This window comes from Bacillus sp. NPDC057893 (assembly GCF_042796455.1).
GTDB lineage: Bacteria > Bacillota > Bacilli > Bacillales > Bacillaceae_G > Bacillus_A.
Map to the genome: position 1 here is coordinate 461,203 of NZ_JBHVNG010000001.1, position 19,352 is coordinate 480,554.

Annotated in this window: 19 protein-coding genes and 1 other annotated feature; of the genes, 15 read left to right on the top strand and 4 right to left on the bottom strand. The window is 38.0% G+C overall.

The features are described 5' to 3' along the window. Window positions 1-4 precede the first annotated feature (4 nt). A complete protein-coding gene (aspS, locus tag ACFVQC_RS02560; RefSeq protein WP_377889414.1) occupies window positions 5-1,780 on the top strand; it encodes an aspartate--tRNA ligase in 1,776 nt (591 codons plus the stop codon). A gap of 346 nt (window positions 1,781-2,126) precedes the next feature. Beyond that, the gene (locus ACFVQC_RS02565; protein ID WP_000903181.1) at window positions 2,127-2,894 is read left to right on the top strand and encodes a tRNA threonylcarbamoyladenosine dehydratase; all 768 of its coding nucleotides are present in this window, start codon (window positions 2,127-2,129) and stop codon (window positions 2,892-2,894) included. A gap of 158 nt (window positions 2,895-3,052) precedes the next feature. Here ACFVQC_RS02565 and ACFVQC_RS02570 read toward each other — a convergent pair whose 3' ends face one another. After that, entirely contained in the window at window positions 3,053-3,694 is a 642-nt protein-coding gene (locus tag ACFVQC_RS02570) for an RsfA family transcriptional regulator (RefSeq protein ID WP_016106217.1), read from the bottom strand. 37 nt (window positions 3,695-3,731) lie between these two features. Further along, complete coding sequence (locus ACFVQC_RS02575; RefSeq protein WP_002111985.1) at window positions 3,732-5,018, bottom strand: replication-associated recombination protein A; 1,287 nt, start codon at window positions 5,016-5,018, stop codon at window positions 3,732-3,734. 395 nt (window positions 5,019-5,413) lie between these two features. Between ACFVQC_RS02575 and cymR the strand changes: the two genes are divergently transcribed. From cymR to ACFVQC_RS02610, 7 genes are all read left to right on the top strand, one after another. Further along, complete coding sequence (gene cymR, locus ACFVQC_RS02580; RefSeq protein WP_000704117.1) at window positions 5,414-5,830, top strand: cysteine metabolism transcriptional regulator CymR; 417 nt, start codon at window positions 5,414-5,416, stop codon at window positions 5,828-5,830. Between the two features lie 35 nt (window positions 5,831-5,865). After that, a complete protein-coding gene (locus tag ACFVQC_RS02585) occupies window positions 5,866-7,011 on the top strand; it encodes a cysteine desulfurase family protein (protein ID WP_377897376.1) in 1,146 nt (381 codons plus the stop codon). 16 nt (window positions 7,012-7,027) lie between these two features. Then, window positions 7,028-8,143, top strand: coding sequence for a tRNA 2-thiouridine(34) synthase MnmA (gene mnmA, locus ACFVQC_RS02590; RefSeq protein WP_002160392.1), 1,116 nt, complete (start codon window positions 7,028-7,030; stop codon window positions 8,141-8,143). A gap of 110 nt (window positions 8,144-8,253) precedes the next feature. Beyond that, entirely contained in the window at window positions 8,254-8,913 is a 660-nt protein-coding gene (locus ACFVQC_RS02595; RefSeq protein ID WP_002160393.1) for a tetratricopeptide repeat protein, read from the top strand. Window positions 8,914-9,020: 107 nt separating this feature from the next. After that, a complete protein-coding gene (gene recD2, locus ACFVQC_RS02600) occupies window positions 9,021-11,357 on the top strand; it encodes an SF1B family DNA helicase RecD2 (protein ID WP_002111980.1) in 2,337 nt (778 codons plus the stop codon). Between the two features lie 127 nt (window positions 11,358-11,484). Continuing rightward, window positions 11,485-11,673, top strand: a complete 189-nt coding sequence (locus ACFVQC_RS02605; protein WP_377889409.1) for a hypothetical protein — start codon at window positions 11,485-11,487, stop codon at window positions 11,671-11,673. An 18-nt stretch (window positions 11,674-11,691) separates the two neighbouring features. Continuing rightward, entirely contained in the window at window positions 11,692-11,820 is a 129-nt protein-coding gene (locus ACFVQC_RS02610; protein ID WP_002015286.1) for a YrzQ family protein, read from the top strand. 36 nt (window positions 11,821-11,856) lie between these two features. On the opposite strand, the gene ACFVQC_RS02615 is transcribed toward ACFVQC_RS02610, so the two are convergent. Continuing rightward, entirely contained in the window at window positions 11,857-12,069 is a 213-nt protein-coding gene (locus ACFVQC_RS02615) for a hypothetical protein (RefSeq protein ID WP_002015285.1), read from the bottom strand. A gap of 176 nt (window positions 12,070-12,245) precedes the next feature. Between ACFVQC_RS02615 and ACFVQC_RS02620 the strand changes: the two genes are divergently transcribed. Beyond that, complete coding sequence (locus tag ACFVQC_RS02620) at window positions 12,246-13,313, top strand: AI-2E family transporter (RefSeq protein ID WP_002138436.1); 1,068 nt, start codon at window positions 12,246-12,248, stop codon at window positions 13,311-13,313. A 40-nt stretch (window positions 13,314-13,353) separates the two neighbouring features. On the opposite strand, the gene ACFVQC_RS02625 is transcribed toward ACFVQC_RS02620, so the two are convergent. Then, window positions 13,354-13,698, bottom strand: a complete 345-nt coding sequence (locus ACFVQC_RS02625; protein ID WP_377897377.1) for a PH domain-containing protein — start codon at window positions 13,696-13,698, stop codon at window positions 13,354-13,356. A gap of 237 nt (window positions 13,699-13,935) precedes the next feature. After that, window positions 13,936-14,154: a binding site (T-box leader), on the top strand. A 41-nt stretch (window positions 14,155-14,195) separates the two neighbouring features. Between ACFVQC_RS02625 and alaS the strand changes: the two genes are divergently transcribed. The 5 genes from alaS (at window position 14,196) to mltG (ending at window position 19,203) form a co-directional block, all read left to right on the top strand. Further along, window positions 14,196-16,838 (top strand): alanine--tRNA ligase, encoded by a 2,643-nt coding sequence (gene alaS, locus ACFVQC_RS02630; protein WP_002145639.1) that lies wholly within the window; start codon window positions 14,196-14,198, stop codon window positions 16,836-16,838. Between the two features lie 78 nt (window positions 16,839-16,916). Further along, entirely contained in the window at window positions 16,917-17,183 is a 267-nt protein-coding gene (locus tag ACFVQC_RS02635) for an IreB family regulatory phosphoprotein (RefSeq protein ID WP_377889404.1), read from the top strand. Window positions 17,184-17,186: 3 nt separating this feature from the next. Next, window positions 17,187-17,600 (top strand): Holliday junction resolvase RuvX, encoded by a 414-nt coding sequence (ruvX, locus tag ACFVQC_RS02640; protein ID WP_001221205.1) that lies wholly within the window; start codon window positions 17,187-17,189, stop codon window positions 17,598-17,600. 12 nt (window positions 17,601-17,612) lie between these two features. Continuing rightward, a complete protein-coding gene (locus tag ACFVQC_RS02645; RefSeq protein WP_002111975.1) occupies window positions 17,613-17,891 on the top strand; it encodes a DUF1292 domain-containing protein in 279 nt (92 codons plus the stop codon). Window positions 17,892-18,132: 241 nt separating this feature from the next. After that, the gene (gene mltG, locus ACFVQC_RS02650) at window positions 18,133-19,203 is read left to right on the top strand and encodes an endolytic transglycosylase MltG (protein ID WP_377897379.1); all 1,071 of its coding nucleotides are present in this window, start codon (window positions 18,133-18,135) and stop codon (window positions 19,201-19,203) included. Window positions 19,204-19,352 lie beyond the last annotated feature (149 nt).

Consider the following 19,352-nt stretch of genomic DNA (forward strand, 5'->3'; position numbering starts at 1 on the left):
TAAAGTGGCTGAAAGAACACATGCATGCGGAAAAGTAACAGTAGAAGCGGTTGGACAAACAGTTCAATTAAAAGGTTGGGTACAAAAACGCCGTGATTTAGGTGGATTAATCTTTATCGACTTACGTGACCGTACAGGCATCGTACAAGTTGTATTTAATCCAGAAACATCAAAAGAAGCGTTAGAAGTAGCAGAAACGATTCGTAGCGAATACGTATTACACGTAGAAGGTACAGTTGTTGAACGTGGTGAAGGCGCAATTAATGATAATATGGCAACTGGTCGTATTGAAGTACAAGCATCGAAAGTAAACGTATTAAACGCAGCGAAAACAACGCCAATCATTATTGCTGATGATACAGATGCATCAGAAGATGTGCGTTTAAAATATCGTTACTTAGACTTACGTCGTCCTGCAATGTTCAACACATTCAAAATGCGTCATGACGTAACGAAAACAATTCGTAACTTCTTAGATACAGAAGAGTTCTTAGAAGTTGAAACACCAATTTTAACGAAGAGCACGCCAGAAGGAGCTCGCGACTATTTAGTACCAAGCCGTGTGCATGATGGTGAATTTTATGCATTACCTCAATCTCCGCAGCTATTTAAACAGCTTCTTATGGTCGGTGGATTTGAGCGTTACTATCAAGTAGCACGTTGTTTCCGTGACGAAGATTTACGTGCGGACCGTCAACCGGAATTCACGCAAATTGATATCGAGGCATCATTCTTAACACAAGATGAAATTTTAGAAATGATGGAGCGTATGATGACGAAAGTCATGAAGGATGCAAAAGGTGTAGAAGTTAGTGCACCATTCCCTCGTATGAAATATGCTGATGCAATGGCTCGCTTTGGTTCTGATAAGCCGGATACACGCTTTGAAATGGAACTAAAAGACCTATCTGAATTTGCAGTAGGTTGTGGATTTAAAGTATTTACAAGTGCTGTAGAAAACGGCGGACAAGTAAAAGCGATTAACGCAAAAGGTGCAGCGAGCAAATACTCTCGTAAAGACATCGATGCATTAACTGAATTCGCAAAAGTATACGGTGCAAAAGGTCTAGCTTGGCTTAAAGTTGAAGAAGACGGCTTAAAAGGACCGATTGCGAAATTCTTCGGTGAAGAAGATGCAAACGTGTTAATGAGTACATTAGAAGCGGATGCTGGTGACTTATTACTATTCGTAGCAGATAAGAAGAGCGTTGTTGCAGATAGTTTAGGTGCACTTCGTTTACGTTTAGGTAAAGAACTTGAGCTAATTGACGAAAGTAAATTTAACTTCCTATGGGTAACTGATTGGCCACTTCTTGAGTACGATGAAGATGCAGATCGTTACTTCGCAGCTCATCATCCATTCACAATGCCATTCCGTGAAGATGTTGAACTATTAGAAACAGCACCAGAAAAAGCACGTGCACAAGCATATGACCTTGTATTAAACGGTTATGAGCTTGGTGGTGGATCACTTCGTATTTACGAGCGTGACGTACAAGAAAAAATGTTCAAAGCACTTGGATTCTCACAAGAAGAAGCACAAGAACAATTCGGATTCTTATTAGAAGCATTCGAATACGGTACACCACCACATGGCGGAATCGCATTAGGTTTAGACCGTCTTGTTATGTTACTTGCAGGTCGTACGAACCTTCGTGATACAATTGCATTCCCGAAAACAGCAAGCGCAAGCTGCTTATTAACAGAAGCTCCAAGCCCAGTTGCAGAAGCACAGCTTGAAGAACTGAACTTGAAGTTGAACGTGAAAGAAGAGAAGTAAGAATAGAGTCTAGATGGTTATACTATAGCCGTCTAGACTTTTTTTATAGAGGAAGTTTTAAAAGTCCGGTTTAGATAACCGTCGCATTTCATCGTTACGTATGCTAGTCCGGTGCTCGAGTAGTATCCCCTACACTGTGCTCCTCCTAGCATAAGTGCTGCTCGGTTCTCTGAATCCTCCTTTTTAAACGTATATTGAAGAGGTTGTTTAAAAAGTCCGGTTTACATTATGTTTTCCTTGTTTGAAATATGTATTTTTAGGAATTCTATAACTTTTTCTATACAAATAGTCGGAAAAACGCTAGAATACATGGTAGACCATTTTTGTAATAGGAGTGTAGAGCTGAATGTTACATCAATTTTCACGTAATGAATTAGCCTTCGGAAAAGAAGGCCTTGAAATATTAAAAAATAGTACAGTCGGTATTTTAGGAATTGGCGGCGTAGGGTCATTTTCGGCAGAAGCGCTAGCACGTTCTGGCGTAGGACGTCTTGTATTAGTTGATAAAGACGTTGTAGATATTACAAACGTAAACCGTCAAATTCACGCGTTAGTATCTACTGTAGGACGTTCAAAAGTAGAATTAATGAAAGAGCGTATTGCGGACATTAATCCGGAATGTGAAGTAATTGGACTAGAGATGTTTTATACAGATGAAACATATGAAGAGTTCTTTAAACACGGTTTAGATTTCGTAGTAGATGCATCTGATACGATTACGTTCAAAATTCATTTAATTAAACAATGTTTACGTCGTAAAATTAAAATTATCTCATGTATGGGTGCGGCAAATAAAATGGACCCAACTCGTTTCCGTATTGCGGACATTTCAAAAACACATACAGATCCAATTGCGAAAGTAATTCGTACGAAGCTTCGTAAAGATGGTATTAAAAAAGGTGTAAAAGTTGTCTTCTCTGACGAAAACCCAATCGTAATTCGTGAGGAAGTACGTAAAGAAATCGTACCAGACGAAAATGCAAAAATTCGTAAAGCGAAATTACCACCTTCTTCAAATGCATTCGTACCATCTGTGGCAGGCTTAATTATGGCAAGTCACGTTGTACGTGAACGTATTAAAAACGTAGAAGTGAAGCGTGTAGGGCAAGAATAAAAAGGAAGCATATATCCGCCTAGGGTATATGCTTTTTGTATGTTTTAAAGAAATATTGATGTCGAATTGTTAATATAATTTCATTTACTGTGGTGCTGTTTCACCAAGGGGAAAATAAACAGGGATGTCACTAAGTTGAAAAAGTGACATCCCTGTTTTTAGTTTTCTGCAGAATATATAATATCTAAATTTCCATTTTGGTCGGTTTTGAAAATCGGAGCAATTTGCTCTTCTTGTTCTTCGACCGAAACAAGTTTTCGAGCACGATCCATAATTCTAACAAGCATTGCATAATCTTCTTCGATTGCTTGTTGTTTTTTTGTGAGAACAGCTAATTTTGCTTCAAGTTCATTATTCGTTTTTTGCAGGGAAGTGAGCTGATCTTGTAATACGTCATTTTCAGTTTGTAACTTTGCGAGTGAAGGGTTATTGTGCTCCAAGTTTTGCAAAAATGAGATGACATTTTGCATTGTAAGATCTTGTTTATTTGGGGCAATATCTTCTGAAAACTCGGCATCGATTACGAGCTGCCGAGTTTGTGTGAACTGCTCTTTTTCTATTTTAGCTTCCGAACGCTTTAATTCTTTACGTTGTTTTTTTGCAATTTGCACCGCATCTTCATAATATGGTCTTACTTCAGCATTCCATCTAAAGCCACAAGCTGCTGAAGTTCGGTTTAATGTATCACCAACTTCATCGAATGCTTTTATTTGTGTACTTCCGCTGCGAATATGTCGTAAAACAGTTTCTGCTAAAAGGAGATCGTCTTCTTTTGTCCATGCATCTTGACGTGTTTTCATAAGCGAAGCCTCCGTAATGGTGACGTTTTCGCTTATATTACCCTTTATTCTTCATTTTATGCGAACTTTGTAATCTTTCATAAACAGTAGAAAGTGCTTGTTCAAATTTCCCTGTCGTTTTCGGTTTGTAATATTGCTTGTTTTTAATTTTATCAGGTAAGTATTGTTGTTGTACCCACCCGTTTGGATGATCGTGTGGATATAAGTATCCGATGCCTCTTCCTAACGATTCGGCTCCTTTATAATGACTATCTTTTAAATGACTTGGAATATCGCCTGTTTGGCCATTACGTAAATCGTGTAGTGCGGCATCGAGTGCTTTATAGGCCGAATTTGATTTCGGTGATAGACAAAGTTCAATAACAGCATTTGCAAGTGGTATGCGTGCCTCTGGGAAGCCGACCCGTTCAGCTGATTCAATCGCTGCAAGTGTACGTTGTCCAGCTTGTGGGCTAGCAAGTCCGATATCTTCATATGCCATAATAAGCAGACGTCTACCGATGCTTTGTAAGTCACCAGCTTCAATAAGACGTGCTAAATAATGAAGTGCGGCGTTCACATCACTTCCGCGTACTGATTTTTGAAAAGCAGATAAAACGTCATAGTGAGCATCGCCACCTTTGTCGTGAACGAAACTCTTTTTCTGTAAGCATTCTTCTGCGATTTCAAGTGTAATTTCCGCGGCTTTGTCGTCAGTTGTAAAGCTAGATAAAACAGCTAGTTCAAGTGCATTATAAGCTGAGCGCATATCTCCGCCTGACGCATTTGCAAAGTGATGTAATGCTTCATCCGTAACAGTTACATCATATTCCCCAAGCCCTTTTTCTTTATCTTCAAGCGCTCGTTTTAAGCCAATTAAAATATCATCTTCTGTTAATGCGTGTAATTCGAAGATTTGACAACGACTTCGAATAGCAGAATTGATAGCATGGAACGGATTGCTTGTCGTTGCACCAATTAAAGTAAGAAGTCCGCTTTCTAAATGGGGTAATAGAAAGTCTTGCTTTGCTTTATCTAGCCTATGAACTTCATCCAAAATTAAAACGAGGTGCCGATGCATCTTCGCTTCTTGTACGACAACTTCCATATCTTTTTTATTATGAGTAACAGCGTTTAAGAGGCGAAACGGGGTTCCAGTGCTTCCTGCAATTGCGCTAGCGATTGATGTTTTTCCTGTGCCTGGAGGACCATATAAAATCATTGATTGAAAATGATTTGCTTGGACCATTCGCCATAAAATCTTGCCTTCACCAACTAAATGCTGTTGTCCGATAATTTCTTGAATATTTGTAGGGCGCATTCGATGTGCGAGTGGTTGTTTCATTTGACCCTCTCCCTTAATGTATAATCTCATTCTATCGTATCATTTTTTTTTTATGAAATTTGAAATAGGATGCTGTTTTGTGGGAAAAATGAATATTAATATTTTCATTTTTCTTTCAATTGTAATAATTTCCGAGTTTTTCAATGTGATTTTATGTTATCATTTTGATACACAAGTTGAAATTTCTTATAATACTATATTATGCTATAATTTCATAGGATTTTAAATTGTGTTTTTTTATAAAGTGAAACTTTAATCAGTGGGGGTTTTGTTCATCCCCCACCTAACTTCTTTGCTCCAGCCGAATTTTGAGGTGGGAGTTTTACTGCCCGCAAATAGCGGGATAAATAAGATATAACCAATAGAAGTGAAAATTTGAAATGAGGTGCAAATAGATGAAGATTTCAACGAAAGGCCGCTACGGCTTAACAATTATGATCGACCTTGCAAAAAAGTTTGGTGAAGGCCCAATTTCATTAAAATCAATTGCGCAGGCACATGACCTATCTGAGCATTATTTAGAGCAATTAATTTCACCACTTCGTAACGCTCGTCTTGTAAAGAGTACGCGCGGGGCATATGGCGGATATGTATTATCTGATCAGCCAGTCAACATTACAGCTGGAGATGTAATCCGTGTACTAGAGGGTCCAATTAGTGTTGTAGAAATGATAGAAGAAGAAGAACCAGCACAACGCCAATTATGGATGCGTGTTCGTGATGCGGTGCAAGAAGTATTAGATAGTACAACTTTAGAAGATTTAGTACGTTATGAGGAAGAAAATCACGGGGGCTATATGTTTTACATTTAATTCCTTGTGAAACGATTTGGAAAGAAGGAGATTTAATGGAACGCATTTACTTAGATCATGCTGCGACATCTCCGACTCACCCAGAAGTGGTCGAAAAGATGATTCCATATATGACAGAAACATTTGGAAACCCGTCTAGTATTCACTTTTATGGGCGTCAAACGCGCCATGCGGTAGATGAGGCGAGACGTGTGTGTGCACGTAGCATTCACGCGAGTCCAAATGAAATTATATTCACGAGCGGTGGTACAGAAGCTGATAATTTAGCACTTATAGGTGTAGCGCGCGCGAATCGTCACAAAGGTAACCACATTATTACAACGCAAATTGAACATCATGCGATTTTACATACGTGTGAATTGTTAGAGCGTGAAGGATTTGAAGTGACGTATTTACCTGTTGATGAAACAGGGCGTGTTCAAGTTTCTGACATGCAAAAGGCACTAACAGAAGAGACGATTCTTGTATCTATTATGTTCGGGAATAATGAAGTAGGGACAATGCAACCAATTGCGGAAATAGGTAAGCTGTTAAAAGAACATCAAGCTTATTTCCACACAGATGCTGTACAAGCCTACGGTTTATTATCGATTGATGTGAAAGAATTTGGAATTGATTTATTATCAATTTCAGCTCACAAAATTAACGGACCAAAAGGTGTCGGGTTCCTATATGCTGGTGCAAATGTGAAGTTTGAACCGTTATTAATAGGCGGAGAGCAAGAAAGAAAACGCCGTGCTGGTACTGAAAATGTACCTAGTATTGCCGGACTTCAGCAAGCAATTTTGCTAGCTGAACAAACTCGTGAGCAAAAAAATGCCCAATATGAAGAGTTTAAAGATATAATGGTATCTGTCTTCAAAAATGAAGACATTACTTTCGAGGTAAACGGAAACTTGGAATATCGCTTACCACATGTGTTGAATGTAAGTTTTACAGGAATGAATATTGAACCATTTCTTGTAAACTTAGACTTAGCTGGCATTGCAGTATCAAGTGGTTCTGCTTGTACAGCTGGTTCGATTGATCCATCACATGTATTAGTGGCGATGTTCGGAAAAGACTCCGATCAAATACGTTCATCCGTACGCTTTAGTTTCGGTCTTGGAAATACGAAAGAGCAAATTGAAAAAGCGGCGTACGAAACAGTGAAAATCGTGAAGCGATTAACACAAAATTAGCATGGGAGGTGACATGATGAACAAACTACCTCACGAAACACGCGTTGTCATCGGGATGTCCGGTGGCGTCGATTCATCTGTAGCAGCTCTTTTATTAAAAGAGCAAGGTTATGATGTAATCGGAATTTTTATGAAAAACTGGGATGATACAGATGCAAATGGTGTCTGCACAGCAACAGAAGATTACAATGATGTAATTGAAGTGTGTAACCAAATCGGCATTCCGTATTATGCAGTAAACTTTGAAAAACAATACTGGGATAAAGTATTTACGTACTTTTTAGATGAGTACCGAGCTGGTCGTACACCAAACCCAGATGTAATGTGTAACAAAGAAATTAAATTTAAAGCATTTTTAGAGCATGCAATTGCACTTGGTGCTGATTATGTAGCAACAGGTCATTATGCACGCGTTGCTTATATGGACGGCGAATATAAAATGCTTCGCGGCGTTGATGACAATAAAGATCAAACATATTTCTTAAATCAATTAAGCCAAGAGCAACTATCAAAAACAATGTTCCCATTAGGTGAATTAAAGAAACCACAAATTCGCGAAATGGCGACAGAAGCTGGTTTAGCGACAGCGGCGAAGAAAGATAGTACTGGTATTTGCTTCATCGGTGAGCGTAACTTTAAAGATTTCTTAAGTAACTATTTACCGGCGCAACCAGGTGTGATGCAAACATTATCTGGTGAAGTGAAAGGGAAACATGATGGTTTAATGTACTATACAATTGGACAACGTCATGGCCTTGGTATTGGTGGTAATGGTGATCCATGGTTTGCTGTTGGGAAAAACTTGAAAGAAAACATTTTATATGTTGACCAAGGATTCCATAACGAACTTCTGTATGGTGATGAAGTTATTGCTACGAATGTAGGCTGGGTAAGTAATAAAGCGAAGGAAAAAGAATTTACGTGTACAGCGAAATTCCGTTATCGTCAAGCAGACAATAAAGTAACGGTTCAAATCGTTGATGAAAATACAGTTCGTATTCTTTGTGATGAGCCAATTCGTGCGATTACGCCAGGCCAAGCAGTTGTTTTCTATGATGGAGATGAGTGCTTAGGCGGCGCTACAATTGATGAAGTATATCACAGTGGTAAGAAATTAGATTATTTAGGATAACACGAGAAGCCTCTGCCGATTAGCGGTTAGAGGTTTCTTTTACATAAAGCGAATTTTTGTTCGCTTGGAAAATACATTCTTTGTTATAATTTGTTGTAGAGGTGAAGGATATGTCAAACAAACTTGAAACAGGTATTAAATATATGCAAGAAGGAAACTGGGAAGAAGCAGCTGAAAATTTCACAGAAGCAATCGAAGAAAATCCGAAAGATGCGCTTGGATACATTAACTTTGCGAATTTATTAGATGTATTAGGTGATAGTGAGCGAGCAATTTTATTTTATAAACGTGCAGTAGAATTAGATGGTAAATCTGCGGCTGCTTATTATGGATTAGGAAATGTATATTACGGTCAAGAGCAATTTGCAGAGGCAAAGGCTGTATTTGAACAAGCGATGCAAGCGGGATTACAATCAGCTGACGTAACATTTATGTTAGGTATCACACATGTACAACTTGGAAATGATCGTCTTGCACTTCCATTTTTACAAAGAGCAACTGAATTAGATGAAAATGATGTAGAAGCTGTTTTCCAATGCGGACTTTGCTTCGCGCGACTAGAACATATTCAAGAGGCAAAACCTTATTTTGAAAAGGTATTAGAAATGGATGAAGAGCATGCAGATGCGTATTATAATTTAGGTGTTGCGTACGTATTCGAAGAAAATAACGAGAAAGCTCTTACTTTATTTAAGAAAGCGACTGAAATTCAAGCAGACCACTTTTTAGCTGGTAATGGTATTCGTTTATTAGAGCAAGAGGCTGAATAAAGTGAAATTATAGTTTAATGCGCAGTTACCCCTCATCTAAAGATTGTGAAAGAGGTGGGGGATGTACTGCTCATTAAAGTGAAAAGAACTCGGAAAGGAGAGGAAATATGGGAAATCAACATGCAATGGATTTGTTTGAGGAAGAGAAAAAATTTATAAAAGCGCAAGTTCTTCATACCATTTTCCACAACGAAGAAAACCTCTATTCCGTTGTCAGTATGAAAGTCATTGAAACGAATGAAACATACGATGAAAAAAAAGTAATGATAAACGGTCATTTTCCCCGTATGCATGAAGATGAAGTGTTTACATTAACAGGTCATTTTAAAGACCACCCAAAGTATGGAAAACAATATTTAGTTGAAACGTTTAAAAAAGAACTGCCACAAACAAAAGCAGGTATGGTGCAATATTTAGCGAGCGATTTATTTAAAGGGATTGGAAAGCGTACAGCCGAAAAAATCGTGGACCATCTCGGTGAGCATGCGATTTCTAAAATTATGGATGATCCTGATGCGCTAAATGGTGTTGTAAACAAGCAAAAAGCGCAGGAAATATATGAGACGATTATTGAGCATCAAGGGCTCGAGAAAGTGATGAGTTTTTTAAATGGTTACGGTTTTGGAACAAAACTTTCTATTAAAATTTATCAGCAATATAAAGAGATGACATTAGAAGTGATTCGTAATAATCCGTATAAACTTATTGAAGAAGTGGACGGAATTGGATTTGGAAGAGCAGATGATATAGGGCGTGCAATCGGAATAACGGGCAATCACGACGACCGTGTACGTGCAGGGTGTTTTTATACGTTAGAGAATATTTCATTACAACTCGGTCACGTGTATATGGAAAAAGGTCAGCTTGTAAGAGAAACGATGTCACTTTTAAATAATCAAGAAGGCAGAGTGACTGAGGAAGATATTGTAGGCTGCGTTGAAATGATGCAAAGCGAAGGGAAAGTCATTATAGAAGAAGAGCGAGTGTATTTAGCTTCTTTATTCTATTCTGAGAAAGGCGTTGTAAAGTCAATTCGTCGTCTTATGAATCAAGAAGAAACCCCTGCATTCCCTGAAGCAGAAGTGTTAAAAACATTAGGAGAAATTGAAGAACAGCTAAAGGTGCAGTATGCGCCGCTTCAGCAAGAAGCAGTTCAAACTGCACTTCATAAGCCGATGATGCTATTAACAGGTGGACCAGGAACGGGGAAAACAACAGTTATTAAAGGGATTGTTGAAATGTATGCATCACTTCACGGAGTATCATTAAATCCGAATGAATATAGTGATGATAATCCATTTCCGATTTTATTAACGGCTCCAACTGGAAGAGCAGCGAAGCGAATGAGTGAATCGACGGGGCTTCCGGCGTGCACAATTCATCGTCTACTCGGTTGGACGCCAGAAGGGTCTTTCCAGCGTAATGAAACCGATCCAGTACAAGGAAAGTTACTCATTATTGATGAGTTTTCAATGGTTGACATTTGGCTTGCAAATCAGCTGTTTAAGTCGCTTCCGACAAATATTCAAGTTATCGTTGTAGGTGATGAAGATCAGTTGCCATCTGTAGGACCTGGACAAGTGCTAAAAGACTTATTGAATGCAGGTGCAGTTCCAACGGTCAAGCTTACAGAAATTTATCGTCAAGCGGAAGGGTCATCTGTTATTCAGCTTGCCCATGCGATAAAAGGTGGTGCGCTTCCGCCAGATTTAGCACAAAATAAAAAGGATCGTTCCTTTATTTCTTGTACAGGCGCTCAAATCGTTGAAGTTGTAAAAAAAGTATGTGAAAATGCCAAGACAAAAGGATTTAGCGCAAGAGATGTACAAGTGTTGGCACCTATGTACCGCGGACCAGCAGGTATTAATGTGTTAAATGAAGCTCTCCAAGAAGTGTTTAATCCGAAAAGGGAAAAAAGTAAAGAAATTGCATACGGTGATGTTGTATACCGCAGAGGAGATAAAGTACTGCAACTCGTCAATCAGCCAGAGAGCCAGGTGTTTAATGGTGATATCGGAGAAATCGTTTCGGTGTTTTATGCGAAAGAAAACGTTGAGCAACAAGATATGATTATCGTTTCATTTGACGGGATTGAAGTAACGTATACAAAGCCAGATTTAAATCAAATTACACATGCATATTGCTGCTCGATTCATAAATCACAAGGTAGTGAATTTCCGATTGTTATTATGCCGATTGTAAAAAGCTATAACCGTATGTTACGTCGTAATTTAATTTACACGGGTATTACAAGGAGTAAGAAATTCCTTATTATTTGCGGGGAGGAAGCAGCTTTTCAATCCGGTGTAAATCGCCTTGATGATGCAATGCGTCAAACGACTTTAGCTGGTCGATTGCAAGAATCACAAGGCGAAGTGCAAATGGTGACGGTTAATGGTGAAGAAATGGATGTGGAAAACATTTCACCGTATGATTTCATGTAACAAGGTGAAATTATATAGTGAAACTTTCAAACGTATAACGTTGAAAGGCTCTAGCAATGTATAAATGAATGCAGTTTGGACATAATGGCGAATAGAATCTGGGAGACTGTAAGGAGATGAAAGCCATATGTTCAGTTGTCCAAATTGCAAAGGGAAAGACATCGGAAAAATAGGTGTCAACCAATTTTATTGCTGGAGTTGTTATATCGAATTATCGGTTTCAAAGGGGAAAATCCATACACATCAAGTAGAGGAAGATGGTTCATTAAGCTCTCTTGATGATTTATTTGATGATAATGAAAGAACGATCGGATAACGAAAAGGGGGATTTACTTTGAATCTACGCAATTCATTAATCGCATTAGGTGTTGGAGCTGCAGCATATCAATATGCTCGCAAACAAGATGTATTCTCAAAACGCAATGTAAAAAAAGCACGTAAGATGATTAAGTCTTATTTATAAGGCGTAAAAAACTCCCTTCATGATAAGGGAGTTTTTTTATGCGCTTGTATGCAAATATAAAAGTCCGATTTCAGAGAAGAGATAAGATAAACCGTAACATCCAACGCCAAGCATTCCATAATGCCATAAGTGCTTCGCTCTTTCTTTTCGCGAGGAACGAATAAAGAAGCCTTTCCAAATACCAAACCCGATACAAATCCATTCAAGAAGCATAAAAAGTGCGGATAATGCAAGCATAAATAAGATCATTATGAGCCCTCCTGATTATATTTTGACATTTTGTATTTTCAGGGGTGGTTGTCCTTATTATGTTAAATATATGTACGTCTTTAAAAAACAGTATGGTCTGTATAAAAAGATTTTAAAACTTTTGCACATAACCTAACCTATTTATTTTCAAAATAAAGGTGGAGGAGGTTTTTCGTGTGAAGAATCTTAAAATCATTTGGATATATCGTTTAGGATTATTGTTACTCGTTTTTCTTTGTTTGCTCGTCTTTTTGAAAATTAAGCCACTATGGGCACCGATTATTTTTGTATTTAAAGTGGCGATCACACCGTTTCTTATTGCTTGTTTTATTGCTTATTTATTACACCCTTTAATTGAAAAAATCCATAAGGAAGGAATGCCACGCACACTTGCTATTTTGCTCATTTATATTCTTTTCTTTGGCGGAATTGGCTATGGGATTTATAAAGGAACGCCAGTTGTTATTAAACAGTTACAAGAAATTAATGAACAATTTCCGCAGTTTACAAAAATGTACGATTCTTGGATGGATGGAGTTACAGAACAAACAGCGAATTTCCCATCATTTATTCATGAAAAGGTAAAGCAAATTTTTGTTGGTGTAGAAATGAAGATACAAACGCTTTTAAATAAAGTTATGAGCACAGCACGTGGTGTACTGGATTCACTGCTCATTATTTTCTTAATTCCGTTCATTGTATTTTACATATTAAAAGATTACGGTGAGTTTTATCATATTTTTTGGAAACTAGTTCCGAGTAAGTGGCGTAGTACGGGTCAAATGCTTGCGAAAGAAATTGATAAGTCACTCGGAAGTTATATTCGAGGACAGTTATTTGTTTGCTTAGTATTAGGGGGAGTATCTGTTCTTTCTTTTTGGTTTATCGGTATGAAATATCCGTTATTACTCGGTATTATTATTGGGGTAACGGATATAATCCCTTACTTTGGTCCTATTTTAGGGGCGATTCCGACGTTGATGATTGCGGCAACGGTATCAACGAGTTTACTCATTAAGGCGGGGATTACGATTGCTATTTTGCAATTTTTGGAAAGTAACATTTTATCGCCTTACATCGTTGGTAAGTCGCTTCGTATGCATCCTGTGATCATTATGTTTGCGTTACTAGTAGGGGGAGAAGTTGCGGGGATTGTAGGATTACTAATATCGGTTCCTATTTTAGCGGTCATTCGGACAGTGGTCGTTCATGTGAGGCCTCTTTGGAAAAGAGAAGATATTTAATATGAAGCCCTCTATTTATGATAGAGGGCTAATAATATGGTTATTTAGGGAGTTGTTCTTTTATTTGCTGAACAATCCCGCTCACATCATTTGTTTGAATATGTTTTATTCTTTTCCATTCCGTATCATACATGAATACAATTTGATTATTGAAAAGGCGTTTTTGTTCTTTGAGATTAGAAATTTTTGCGAAAGAGTACTCTTCAAATATTGGTTTTTTGCTTAAATCTGGCCCGAAAAAGAAGAGCCTTTTATTTGTTAAGATTAGCAGGCCTGGTCTTGCGACGGAACGATATATAAATATATCTAATGAACACGCTGTGTAAAACAATATAGTTTCGTCCGTAGTTAACATGCTTTTAGCTTCGTTCAATAAGGTTGTCATTGTGATCGCTCCTTTATTATTAATAATTTAATTATAACAAAAAATGTAATATTCAGAAACTTGTATAAGGTGTTTTTTATGAGGAGATTCCTATTTGGTAATAAATGCATAATATATGAAAAGGCTGTTAAGAATGAATAGTAGAATAACTATGATTAATAGGCAATTGATACAATATAAATGATTATCTACATTGACAAACTTAAGAGAATTCTATTATATTTAGTCATATAATACATTAAATCAATGACGGAATAAGTATGTTACAGTCCATTTATAGAGAGAAGCTTCCAATGGCTGAAAGAAGCTTTAAATGAAGGGTAACAGAAAGCTAATCCTGAGAGCAGCTAATCACTGCCGTCTTGCCACGTTACGGCACCATGAGGTGATGAATTGATTGTTATAATAATCAATTCATAATTAGGGTGGTATCGCGAGTTAACTCTCGTCCCTTTTATTAGGGGCGGGAGTTTTTTATATTTAAGGAGGAAAATACAATGAAACAACTAACAGGCGCACAAATTCGTCAAATGTTTTTAGACTTTTTCCAAGAAAAAGGACATGCAGTAGAACCAAGTGCATCACTAGTTCCGCACGAGGATCCATCTCTTCTATGGATTAATAGTGGTGTAGCGACATTAAAGAAATATTTTGACGGACGTGTAATCCCGCAAAACCCACGTATTACAAATGCACAAAAATCAATTCGTACAAACGATATTGAAAACGTTGGGAAAACGGCTCGTCACCATACATTCTTTGAAATGTTAGGGAACTTCTCAATCGGTGATTACTTCAAAGAAGAAGCAATTACTTGGGCTTGGGAATTTCTAACGAGTGACAAGTGGATCGGATTCGATAAAGAATTACTATCTGTTACAATTCATCCGGAAGATGAAGAAGCATTCACAATTTGGAATGAGAAAATGGGTGTTCCAAAAGAGCGCATCATCCGTTTAGAAGAAAACTTCTGGGATATCGGTGAAGGACCAAGTGGACCGAATACAGAGATTTTCTATGACCGCGGTGAAGCTTACGGTAATGACTTTAGTGACCCAGAATTATATCCGGGCGGAGAAAACGAGCGTTACTTAGAAGTATGGAACCTTGTATTCTCTCAATTTAACCATAACCCAGACGGTTCATATACGCCGCTTCCTAAGAAAAACATCGATACAGGGATGGGTCTAGAGCGTATGACATCTATCGTTCAAGATGTACCTACGAATTTTGATACAGACCTATTCATGCCGATGATTGGGGCGACAGAATCAATTTCTGGCGAGAAGTATCGTAATGGTGACTTAGAAAAAGATATGGCATTTAAAGTAATTGCTGACCATATTCGCACAGTAACATTTGCGGTTGGTGATGGAGCACTTCCTTCTAACGAAGGCCGTGGTTATGTATTACGTCGTTTATTACGCCGCGCTGTTCGTTACTCGAAAAAATTAAATATCAACCGTCCATTCATGTTTGAATTAGTACCGGTTGTTGGAGAAGTAATGAAAGACTTCTATCCAGAAGTACTTGAAAAGAAAGATTTCATCGCAAAAGTTGTGAAGAATGAAGAAGAGCGTTTCCATGAAACACTTCATGATGGTGAATCAATTTTAGCTGAAGTAATTGCAAAAGCGAAAGAAGAAAAAATAACTGTTATTTCTGGCGTAGATGCTTTCCGTCTATACGACACGTACGGTTTCCCGATTGAATTAACAGAAGAATATGCAGAAGAAGCTGGTATGACAGTTGATCAAGCAGGCTTTGAGAATGAAATGGAGAAACAACGTGAGCGTGCACGTGCTGCTCGTCAAGACGTTGATTCTATGCAAGTTCAAGGCGGTGTACTTGGTGAAGTTAAAGTAGCGAGCGAATTCGTTGGTTACGGTACAGTTGCAACAGAAAGTAACGTTGTTGCACTTGTGAAAAATGGTGAGTACACAGATAGCCTACAAGCAGGTGAAGAAGGACAATTAATGCTTGATGTAACGCCATTCTACGCTGAGAGCGGTGGGCAAATTGCAGACCGTGGTTATCTTCTTGCTGACGGCGTGAAAGTTCTTGTAAAAGACGTACAAAAAGCACCAAATGGTCAAAACTTACACAAAGTTGTTGTTGAAGAAGGTACATTAACGAAAGAAGCGGCTGTAAAAGCTCTTATCGATACGAAAAACCGTAGTAGCGTTGTGAAAAACCATACAGCAACTCACTTACTGCACCAAGCATTAAAAGATGTACTTGGAACGCATGTTAACCAAGCGGGTTCTCTTGTAACATCTGAACGTTTACGTTTTGACTTCTCTCACTTCGGTCAAGTACAAGCTGACGAATTAGAAAAAATTGAGCGTATCGTAAACGAAAAAATTTGGCAAAGTATTGATGTTGCGATTTCTCAAAAAGCAATCGAAGAAGCGAAAGAAATGGGTGCAATGGCATTATTCGGTGAAAAATACGGTGATGTTGTACGCGTTGTACAAGTAGGCGATTACAGCTTAGAGCTTTGCGGTGGTTGTCACGTTGATAACACAGCTTCTATCGGTATTTTCAAAATCGTTGCTGAATCTGGTATCGGTGCAGGAACACGTCGTATTGAGGCGGTAACTGGTAAATCTGCATACGAATTAATGAACGATCAAGTAGGTTTATTAAAAGAAGCAGCAGGAAAAATGAAAACAAATCCGAAAGATATTTTAACAAGAGTTGATGGTTTATTTGCTGAAGTAAAACAACTTCAAAAAGAAAACGAATCTCTTGCTGCGAAATTAAGCAATATCGAAGCTGGAAACTTAACTGATTCAGTAATGACAGTTGATGGTGTGAACGTATTAGCGGCGAAAGTAAATGTTGCAGATATGAACAATTTACGTACAATGATGGATGACCTTAAAAATAAATTAGAGTCTGCAGTTGTTGTATTAGTGTCTGTAAATGACGATAAAGTAAATATTTTAGCTGGCGTAACGAAAGATTTAATTAGTCAAGGTTACCATGCGGGTAAACTTGTGAAAGAAGTAGCTTCTCGTTGTGGAGGCGGTGGTGGTGGCCGTCCTGACATGGCTCAAGCAGGTGGTAAAAACCCAGCGCAAGTTGAGGAAGCTTTAGCATTTGTACAAGAGTACGTTAAATCTGTTTCAAAATAAAGAGATAGTAGTGTACAATGGTAGGGAGAGGAGAAGTTCTTCTCCCTATACTTACTACTTACAAGTGAGGTGCTTGAAATGGACGGTTTTGATAAAACAATGAAGTTTAGCATTCAAGATGAAAAGCAGAGTGTCCATGTAAATGATGTACTTTTAACTGTGTATAATGCACTTCAAGAAAAAGGTTATAATCCGATTAACCAAATCGTCGGTTATTTATTAAGTGGAGATCCAGCATACATACCTCGCCATAAAGATGCACGAAGCGTCATTCGCAAGCTTGAACGTGATGAGTTAATTGAAGAACTTGTGAAGTCTTACTTGAAACATCATCGTGAGGAGTAGTTTATGCGGATATTAGGTTTAGATGTTGGTACTAAAACAGTCGGTGTTGCAATGAGCGATGAAATGGGCTGGACAGCACAAGGACTGGAAACAATCAGGATTAACGAAGAACGAGGCTACTTTGGTTTTGACCGTATTTCTGAGTTGGTAAAACAGTACAATGTGGACAAAATAGTAGTAGGTTTACCTAAAAATATGAATGGTACAATTGGCCCGCGTGGTGAAGCGTGCCAACAATTTGCAGAAAACCTGCGAAATCTGTTACAATTAGAAGTTGTAATGTGGGACGAGCGTTTGTCGACGATGGCAGCGGAACGTCTGCTCATTTCAGCTGATGTGAGCCGTAAGAAGCGAAAGCAAGTAATCGATAAGATGGCTGCAGTCGTAATCTTACAAGGATTTCTAGATAGTAAATAAGAGGTGACCAAAATGGAAGAAAATCAAATTACAATTGTAGACGAAAAAGGAAACGAACATTTATGTGAAATTATTTTCACTTTTGATGCTGAAAAATTCGGCAAAAAATCTTACGTAGTCTTCTCTCCAATCGGTGAAGTAGACGAAGATGGAGACCAAATCTTCGATGCAATGGCATACGAGCAAAGTGAAGAAGAGGGCGGAACATTACTTTCAATTGAATCTGAAGAAGAGTGGGAAATGGTACAAGAAATGTTTAACACTCTTGCTGATGAGCAAGACGAAGAGTAGTAATGTATAAAAAGGCGGACTGTGTACACAGTTCGCCTTTTTTGTATTCATATGCAAAATGACAGATTTTTTGTCGAAACTACTTAATTGTTTATAGTATAATAAGACGGGTTGTATGAAATGAGGCTTTAAATGAGTAGCTGTCACCAATTATTTAGAAATGGTTGGTTTTGCTTTATGTTTGTAGGGCATTGTATAGAGGAAGTGTATATGGTCTACAATTAAATAAGGAGGAAGAATTTTGGTAGAGAATCAAGTGAAGAAGAAGCGTAGACGCATCTTTTTATTTTCGATTATCGCACTGCTTTTAGTTTGTGGATCAGTCTATGCGTATATTTCATCTGCATTAGGACCAGTTGATAGTGGAAATAAAAAAGAGATTGAAGTAGAGATTCCAAAGGGGTCATCTACAAGTAAAATCGGTGAGATTTTAGAAGAAAAAGGTGCTGTGAACAGCGGTACAGTTTTTAGTTTTTATACGAAAGTTAAATCGAAAAGCTTACAAGCAGGTACATATTTATTAAATCCTTCGATGAATGCTAACGATGTCATTGAACAAATGTCATCTGGCAACGTACATCGTCCGGCTCTTTATAAAGTGACGATTAAAGAAGGAGCGCAAGTAACTGAAATTGCTGAAGTGATTGCGACAGAATTAAAGTGGAATAAAGATGATGTTGTACGTCAATTAAACGATAAAGCATTTATTCAAAAAATGCAGCAAAAGTATCCGAAGCTATTAACGGATAAAATTTTTGATAGTAATATTAAATACCCATTAGAAGGTTATTTATATCCTGCGACGTATTCGTTCTATAAGAAAGATACGACATTAGAAGAAATCGTAATTCCGATGCTTGAGAAAACGAATGCAATCATTATTCAAAATGAGGCGAAAATGAAAGCGAAGAACTGGGATGTTCATCAACTTCTCACGTTGTCTTCACTTATTGAAGAAGAGGCCACTGGCTTTACAGATCGCCAGAAAATCTCTAGTGTTTTCTATAATCGTTTAGCGAAAGGTATGCCGCTTCAAACGGATCCGACGGTACTATACGCGCTTGGAAAGCATAAACAACGTGTATTATACGAAGACTTGAAAGTAAACTCACCGTACAATACGTATGTTGTGAAAGGGTTGCCAGTTGGACCGATTGCAAACTCTGGTAAACATTCAGTGGAAGCAGCGTTAGATCCTGCGCAAACAGATTATTATTATTTCTTAGCTGCACCAAGTGGTGAAGTGTATTATGCGAAAACATTAGAAGAACATAATGCATTAAAGCAAAAATACATTACGAAAAAACAATGAAATCGGGAGGGGTAGCGAAAAAGGTCGCACATCCCTCTTTTTTGTGGTAAAATGTATCGGGTTAAAAACTGGCAGAAGAATCGTTTTTAATATCAAAACGGGACGTACAAGCTAAGGGTGAAACTGGCTTGTATTTTTATTGCATTCTA

What these genes read in the sequence shown, in the direction of transcription:
- ACFVQC_RS02565 (WP_000903181.1), top strand. Translation starts at nt 2,127, where the DNA reads ATGTTACATCAATTTTCACGTAATGAATTAGCCTTCGGAAAAGAAGGC.
- ACFVQC_RS02570 (WP_016106217.1), bottom strand. Translation starts at nt 3,694, where the DNA reads ATGAAAACACGTCAAGATGCATGGACAAAAGAAGACGATCTCCTTTTA.
- ACFVQC_RS02575 (WP_002111985.1), bottom strand. Translation starts at nt 5,018, where the DNA reads ATGAAACAACCACTCGCACATCGAATGCGCCCTACAAATATTCAAGAA.
- cymR (WP_000704117.1), top strand. Translation starts at nt 5,414, where the DNA reads ATGAAGATTTCAACGAAAGGCCGCTACGGCTTAACAATTATGATCGAC.
- ACFVQC_RS02585 (WP_377897376.1), top strand. Translation starts at nt 5,866, where the DNA reads ATGGAACGCATTTACTTAGATCATGCTGCGACATCTCCGACTCACCCA.
- mnmA (WP_002160392.1), top strand. Translation starts at nt 7,028, where the DNA reads ATGAACAAACTACCTCACGAAACACGCGTTGTCATCGGGATGTCCGGT.
- ACFVQC_RS02595 (WP_002160393.1), top strand. Translation starts at nt 8,254, where the DNA reads ATGTCAAACAAACTTGAAACAGGTATTAAATATATGCAAGAAGGAAAC.
- recD2 (WP_002111980.1), top strand. Translation starts at nt 9,021, where the DNA reads ATGGGAAATCAACATGCAATGGATTTGTTTGAGGAAGAGAAAAAATTT.
- ACFVQC_RS02605 (WP_377889409.1), top strand. Translation starts at nt 11,485, where the DNA reads ATGTTCAGTTGTCCAAATTGCAAAGGGAAAGACATCGGAAAAATAGGT.
- ACFVQC_RS02615 (WP_002015285.1), bottom strand. Translation starts at nt 12,069, where the DNA reads ATGATCTTATTTATGCTTGCATTATCCGCACTTTTTATGCTTCTTGAA.
- ACFVQC_RS02625 (WP_377897377.1), bottom strand. Translation starts at nt 13,698, where the DNA reads ATGACAACCTTATTGAACGAAGCTAAAAGCATGTTAACTACGGACGAA.
- alaS (WP_002145639.1), top strand. Translation starts at nt 14,196, where the DNA reads ATGAAACAACTAACAGGCGCACAAATTCGTCAAATGTTTTTAGACTTT.
- ACFVQC_RS02635 (WP_377889404.1), top strand. Translation starts at nt 16,917, where the DNA reads ATGGACGGTTTTGATAAAACAATGAAGTTTAGCATTCAAGATGAAAAG.
- ruvX (WP_001221205.1), top strand. Translation starts at nt 17,187, where the DNA reads ATGCGGATATTAGGTTTAGATGTTGGTACTAAAACAGTCGGTGTTGCA.
- ACFVQC_RS02645 (WP_002111975.1), top strand. Translation starts at nt 17,613, where the DNA reads ATGGAAGAAAATCAAATTACAATTGTAGACGAAAAAGGAAACGAACAT.